At 72.6% G+C, this 5670-nt stretch carries 6 protein-coding genes; all 6 read left to right on the forward strand.

The window, feature by feature from the left end:
- Window positions 1-155: 155 nt before the first annotated feature.
- The 6 genes from ABFJ78_RS09225 to ABFJ78_RS09250 are packed head-to-tail and all read left to right on the forward strand — an operon-like array spanning window position 156 to window position 5652.
- Entirely contained in the window at window positions 156-641 is a 486-nt protein-coding gene (locus ABFJ78_RS09225; protein ID WP_436385456.1) for a cobalamin B12-binding domain-containing protein, read from the forward strand.
- Entirely contained in the window at window positions 638-1888 is a 1251-nt protein-coding gene (locus ABFJ78_RS09230) for a methylaspartate mutase (RefSeq protein WP_436385457.1), read from the forward strand. The genes ABFJ78_RS09225 and ABFJ78_RS09230 overlap by 4 nt, the downstream gene beginning before the upstream one ends.
- A gap of 32 nt (window positions 1889-1920) precedes the next feature.
- A complete protein-coding gene (locus tag ABFJ78_RS09235; protein WP_436385458.1) occupies window positions 1921-2904 on the forward strand; it encodes an asparagine synthetase A in 984 nt (327 codons plus the stop codon).
- On the forward strand, window positions 2901-4154 hold the full coding sequence (locus tag ABFJ78_RS09240; RefSeq protein ID WP_436385459.1) for a glutamate synthase-related protein: 1254 nt from the start codon (window positions 2901-2903) through the stop codon (window positions 4152-4154). The genes ABFJ78_RS09235 and ABFJ78_RS09240 overlap by 4 nt, the downstream gene beginning before the upstream one ends.
- Window positions 4151-5449, forward strand: a complete 1299-nt coding sequence (locus ABFJ78_RS09245) for an MFS transporter (protein WP_436385460.1) — start codon at window positions 4151-4153, stop codon at window positions 5447-5449. The genes ABFJ78_RS09240 and ABFJ78_RS09245 overlap by 4 nt, the downstream gene beginning before the upstream one ends.
- Window positions 5446-5652, forward strand: a complete 207-nt coding sequence (locus ABFJ78_RS09250) for an MbtH family protein (protein WP_436385461.1) — start codon at window positions 5446-5448, stop codon at window positions 5650-5652. Before ABFJ78_RS09245 ends, ABFJ78_RS09250 begins: the two co-directional genes overlap by 4 nt.
- The last annotated feature ends 18 nt before the right edge of the window (window positions 5653-5670 follow it).

The raw sequence follows: 5670 nt of genomic DNA on the forward strand, positions 1-5670 counted from the left end.
CGCCCGCGCGCGAGGCGGACTCCGGTGCCGGTGCGGCGCCGGAATGCGGGGCCGCCGCACCCATGTGCGCCGGCCGTCCGCCGATGACGATTCGTCGTGAGAAGTTCGCGGCTCGCCCCGCGGACGTTCCCCGAACGCACAGGGAGCGACGCACGATGACCACGTTCCAGATCGAGCAGACCCCCGACGGGCCCGGCGTGGCCGCCGGCCCCCCGCTCAAGTTCGTCCTGTCCAGCGTCCAGTCCGACTCGCACATGTGGAACCTCGTCGCCCTCCAGCTGATCATGGAGGAGATGGGGCACGAGGTGGTCAACCTCGGCGCCTGCGTCCCGGTGGAGCGGCTGCTCGCCGCCTGCCGCGACGAGCGCCCCGACTGCCTGGTGATCAGCACGATCAACGGCCACGGGCACGTCGACGGCGCCCGGGTGATCTCCGCCCTGCGCGCCGACCCCGCGCTGGCCGGCCTGCCCGCCGTCATCGGCGGCAAGCTGGGGGTGCGGGGCGCCGCCGACGCCGAGCTGGAGACCGAGCTGCTGGCGCTGGGCTACGACGCGGTGTTCCACGTCGGCGCCGGCGACTCCGGCCAGGCGATCGAGTCGTTCCGCGAATTCGTCGCCGCGAACGTCCGGACCTTGCGGTGACCGCTGCCCGGTCGGTGTTCAGCAGCTTCGTGGCCGAGCACCGGCACCGCCGGACGCTGGTCGTGCAGCCGCGGATGGGGTTCTCCGACCCCGTCGTGATGCGCCGCGGACTGCGCGCGGTGGCCGAGGCCGGCGTGCCGGCCGTGGGCACCGTGACCCTGGACAGCTACACCCGCACCGGGCAGCACGACCTCGCCGCCATGTCGATCGCCTCCGGCGTCCCGCTCAACGGCTACCCGCTGGTGGCGCTCGGGCCCGCCGCCACCGCCGAACTGGTGGACGGGCTGTACGGCCCGCGCTTCCCGGTCCAGGTGCGGCACGGGTCCGCGCAGCCGGAGGACGTCTTCGCCGCGATGCTCGAAGCCGGGCTCGACGCCTCCGAAGGCGGGCCGGTGTCCTACTGCCTGCCCTACAGCAGCGTCCCGCTGCGGACGGCGACGAAATCGTGGACGCGGTCGGCGTTGCTGCTCGCCGAGCAGACCGTGGACTGCCATCTCGAGAGCTTCGGCGGCTGCATGCTCGGGCAGCTGTGCCCGCCGGGGCTGCTGGTCGCGCTGTCGGTGCTGGAGTGCCTGTTCTTCGCCGAGCACGGCGTGCGCAGCGTTTCGGCCAGCTACGCGCAGCAGACCAGCCCGGAGCAGGACGCCGAAGCGCTGTGGGCGATGCGGCGCCTGTGCGCCGAGGAATTGGCAGGCGTGGACCACCACGTGGTGCTCTACACCTACATGGGCCTGTTCCCGGAGTCCGCGGCCGGGGCGCGGGAGCTGGTCGCCGAAAGCGTCCGGCTGGCCGTGCGCACCGGCACCGAGCGGCTGATCGTCAAGACCACCGCGGAGGCGCACCGGATCCCGACCGTCGAGGAGAACGTCGAGGCGCTGCGGCTGGCGCACGCGACCGCGCTGGCCCAGCCGTCTCCGGTTTCGCCGCCGCCGGGGGACACCGAGGTGTACCTGCAGGCCCGGCTGCTCGTCGACGAGGTGCGCTCGCTCGCGCCGACGCTCGCCGAGGCGCTGCCGGCGGCGTTCGAACGCGGCCTGCTCGACGTCCCGTACTGCCTGCACCCCGACAACGGCGGCGAAACCCGGTGCGTGCTCGACGACGACGGCCGCCTGCAGTGGTGGCACACCGGGCGGATGCCGCTGCCCGCCGCGCTCGGCGGCCGCCGCGGCCACGGCCGGGTCACCGCGACCCGGCTGCTCGCCGATCTGTCCTACCACCGCCGAAGGCTCGACCCGGTCCTGTCCTGATCCGCCCCGACCAGCTTGGGAGTGAGAACGCCATGGAGTACACCGATCCCCCGGACCCGCGTACGCACCTGACCTCGGAGACCACGCGGCACGTGCTGGGCCTGCAGCACCGCATGCTCGCCGAGGCGCGCGCGTTCCTCGCCGCCCGCGGCTTCACCGAGCTGCTGCCGCCGGTGATCGGCCCGGTCACCGACCCGGGCGGCCGCGGCGCGAAGCAGGTCGACGTCGACTTCTACGGTCACCGGTACAAGCTGATGACCAGCGCGATCCTGTACAAGCAGGCGTCGCTGCTGGGCTTCTCGAAGATCTTCTACGTCGCGCCGAACGTGCGGCTGGAGCCCTTGGAGACGGCGAACACCAGCCGGCACCTGGCCGAGTTCCACCAGCTCGACGTCGAGGTCGCCGGCGCGTCCCGCGACGACGTGCTCGACCTGCTGCAGGACCTGGTCGCGCACGTGGTCCGCCGGGTCGTCGAGGACGCGGGCGACGTGCTGGAGGCGCTCGGGCGCGACTCGGGCGCGTTCGCCGACCTGCTCGGCGGCGCGTTCGGCCGGCTGTCGCACGCGACCGCCGTCGAGACGCTGCGCGAGCTCGGCCACCCGCAGAGCGCGGACGCCGAGATCGACTGGGCGGGCGAGGCGATCCTGTCGGAGAAGCACGCGCGGCCGTTCTTCCTCGTCGACTACCCGAAGGGCTCGCGCGGGTTCTACGACCGCGAAAGCGTTTCCACGCCGGGAGTGCTGCGCAACTTCGACCTGATCGCGCCCGAGGGCTACGGCGAGCTGTGTTCCGGCAGCGAGCGCGAGCACGACTACGGCCGGATCGTCACGCGGATGCGCGAGACGGGGGAGAACCCGGCGAAGTACGCGTGGTACCTGGACCTGGTCCGCTCGGGCATTCCGGCCAGCGCCGGGTTCGGGCTGGGCGTGCAGCGGTTCACCCGGTACGTGGCCGGGCTGGACGCGGTGTGGCAGGCGACGGCGTTCCCGAAGCTGCCGGGGGTGGTCTCGCCGTGACCGCGTTGCAGGCTGAGGGTTTCCCTGCTGATCTCGTCCGGGAGCGCGCCCGGCACGGTGCCGCGGCGGTGTTCCCCGCCGCTTCTTCTTACGGGACCGCGTTGTTCGGTGCTACGACGGATGTTTCCGGCGATGTCTTGGAGTCGGCACGGCTGGTGCCACCGGTGTTCGTGCCGCGACGGCTGGAGAAGCTGATCGAGCTGGGCCGGGAACCGTTGTACGGCGACGTTGCGCTGTCGACGTCGATCGGCGGGTTCGCGTCCGCGTTGCCGCTGTACCTGTCGGCGTTCGGCTCGACGCAGGTGGCGGGCCGCGGGCTGGGCGCGGCGGCGTCGGCGCAGGCGGCGCGGCTCGGGATCCCGATGGTGATCGGCGAGAACGTCGTCCCGATGCACGGCCACGGCCGCGTGGACGGCGCGTCGGCCGGGACGCTCCTGGAGCGGCTGCGGGCGTACGCGGACGCGGTGCCCGACGGGCTCGGCGGCGTGGTCGTCCAGCAGAGCACGGAGGACGCGGACGCCGAGGTGTGGAACCTGGTGTATTCGGACCCGTCGGCGCTGCCGCTGCTCGAGTCCGGACGGCTGGCGTTCGAGCTGAAGGTGGGCCAGGGCGCGAAGCCGGGGCTCGGCGGGATGACGTTGGTGTCTTCTGCCGAAGCCGCTTCGCTGGCGTCGCTGTACGCGGTCGATCTGTCGTTGGGCTCGCAGGTTCTGCGCAGCAGTTCGCCGGGGACGTTCACCGACGAGATCCTCCGGCAGCAGATCCGCTTGATGCGCAACAACTTCCCCCGGGCGGAGGTGTGGGTGAAGCTCCCGCCGGGGCGTGACATCGGTTCTGCCGCTTCGGTGGCTTGGGCGGCCGGAGCGTCCGCGGTCACTGTGGACGGTGCCGAGGGTGGTTCCGGCTGGGCGCCGGTGTCGTTCGCTTCGGTGGGGCTGCCGTTGGCGGAGTGCCTGTCCCGCATCGGAACACCGGCCGGCTGCTTGCTGGCATCGGGCCGGATGTGGGAGGGGACGCGGGTGGCGAAGGTCCTGGCGCTGGGAGCGCGCGCGGCGGGTTTGGGCCGGGCTGCGCTGCTGGCGGTGGATACGGATCCCGCGGACGGGTTGGTCCGGTTCGTGGAGGCGCTGGCGTTGGAGCTGCGGTTGCTGCTGAGCGCGCTGGGCCAGTACCGGGCGGACGCGTTGACCCCGGACGACGTGTGGTTCCCGGGCCAGGCGGAGCGGGTGGCCGAAGAGGTGCTGTCATGACGCGCGAGTTGGCGGGTCTGCCGCGACCGGTCGACCCGGGTGCGGTGGTCGAGGCCGCCGCGGGCGTGGCCGACCCGGGTGAGGCAGCCAAGCCCGGCAAAGTCCTTCCCGCTCCCTTCCTCGGCCTGGTCCTCGCCATGGGCCTGTCCTCCTTCGGCGACGCGGTCTGGCTCATCGCCCTCTCCGTCACGCTCGTCGGCACCGCGGGTCCCGCCCTCGCCGGCCTCGTCCTCGCGCTCGGATCCCTCCCCAAAGTCCTCACCCTCCTCGTCGGCGGCGCCGTCGCCGACCGGACCGGGCCACGGCGCGTCCTCATCACCACCGATCTCATCCGAGCCGGCGCCATGCTCGCCGGAGCCGCCGGTGTCCTCTTCGTGGGCCCCCAACTCCCGCTGCTCACCGGCCTCATCGTCGTCATGGCCGTCGCCAGTGCCTTCTTCATCCCGGCCTCCGATGCCCTGCGGCCGAACCTCCTGCCGCCCGAACACCTCGTGCGCGGCAACGCCGTCTACCTCGCCGCCGTGCGGGGCGGGCAGGCCGCCGGGGGTGCGCTCGGCTCGTGGCTCGCCGGGCTCGGGGGACTCGTCACCGTCGCCGTCGTCAACGGGATCAGCTTCGCGGTCTCCGCCATCGCCGCCGGGAACACCAAGACCCTGGCCGGCAAAGAACCCCGGCAGCGCGTCAAGATCAAGCAGCTGGGCAAGGAAATAGCGGAAGGCGCGCGGTACGTCGCGAGAAGGCCCGCGCTCCGGACCGCCATGATCGTCACCGGCCTGCTCGAACTCAGCGGCGCCGGCCCGATCAACCTCGGACTCGTCCTGCTCGGCGGCAACCAAGGCGCCGGCTGGCTGCTCACCGCCATGACGCTCGGCGCGTCCCTCGCCTTCGTCGTCTCCGTCAAGTGGCCGCCGCGGGAGAAAGCCGGCCGGCTCGCGACGGCGGGACTCGCCGCGCAGGTCGGCTGCCTCGCCCTGCTGGCCACCGCGAACCTCGCCGTCGGCATCGCCGCCTTCTTCACCCTCGGCCTGGTCGCCGGGCTCACCGCGCTCGTGCTCGTGAGCCTCGCCCAGCGCTGGGCCACCCCGGAGATGCGCGGCCGCGTGATGTCGATCCTCGCCCTCTTCACCCTCGCCGCCACCCCGATCGGGAACCTGCTGATCGGCGTGCTGGTCGAGACGCTCGGCGTCCCGCTCACCATGTTCGCCCACGCCGCGGTCGCGCTCGTCGCGCTCGCCCTGCTCGTCGCCACCCCGGCACTCGGCCGGGCCGCACTCACAGAGGAGAAGCAGTCATGACCAACCCCTTCGAAGACGAGAACGGCACCTTCCTGGTCCTGGTCAACGCCGAGAACCAGCACTCGCTCTGGCCGTCCACCGTGGACGTCCCGGCCGGCTGGACGAAGGTCCACGGCGAGGACACTCGCGCCGCGTGCCTCGAGTACGTCGAAAAGAACTGGACCGACCTGCGCCCGGCAAGCCTCGTCGCCGCGATGCGCTGACCCCTTCCCCCGCCGGCA

Source organism: Amycolatopsis sp. MEPSY49 (assembly GCF_051337345.1).
Taxonomy (GTDB): domain Bacteria; phylum Actinomycetota; class Actinomycetes; order Mycobacteriales; family Pseudonocardiaceae; genus Amycolatopsis.

Coding starts and splice junctions, on each gene's coding strand:
- ABFJ78_RS09250 (WP_436385461.1), top strand. CDS start 5,446: ATGACCAACCCCTTCGAAGACGAGAACGGCACCTTCCTGGTCCTGGTC.
- ABFJ78_RS09245 (WP_436385460.1), top strand. CDS start 4,151: ATGACGCGCGAGTTGGCGGGTCTGCCGCGACCGGTCGACCCGGGTGCG.
- ABFJ78_RS09225 (WP_436385456.1), top strand. CDS start 156: ATGACCACGTTCCAGATCGAGCAGACCCCCGACGGGCCCGGCGTGGCC.
- ABFJ78_RS09235 (WP_436385458.1), top strand. CDS start 1,921: ATGGAGTACACCGATCCCCCGGACCCGCGTACGCACCTGACCTCGGAG.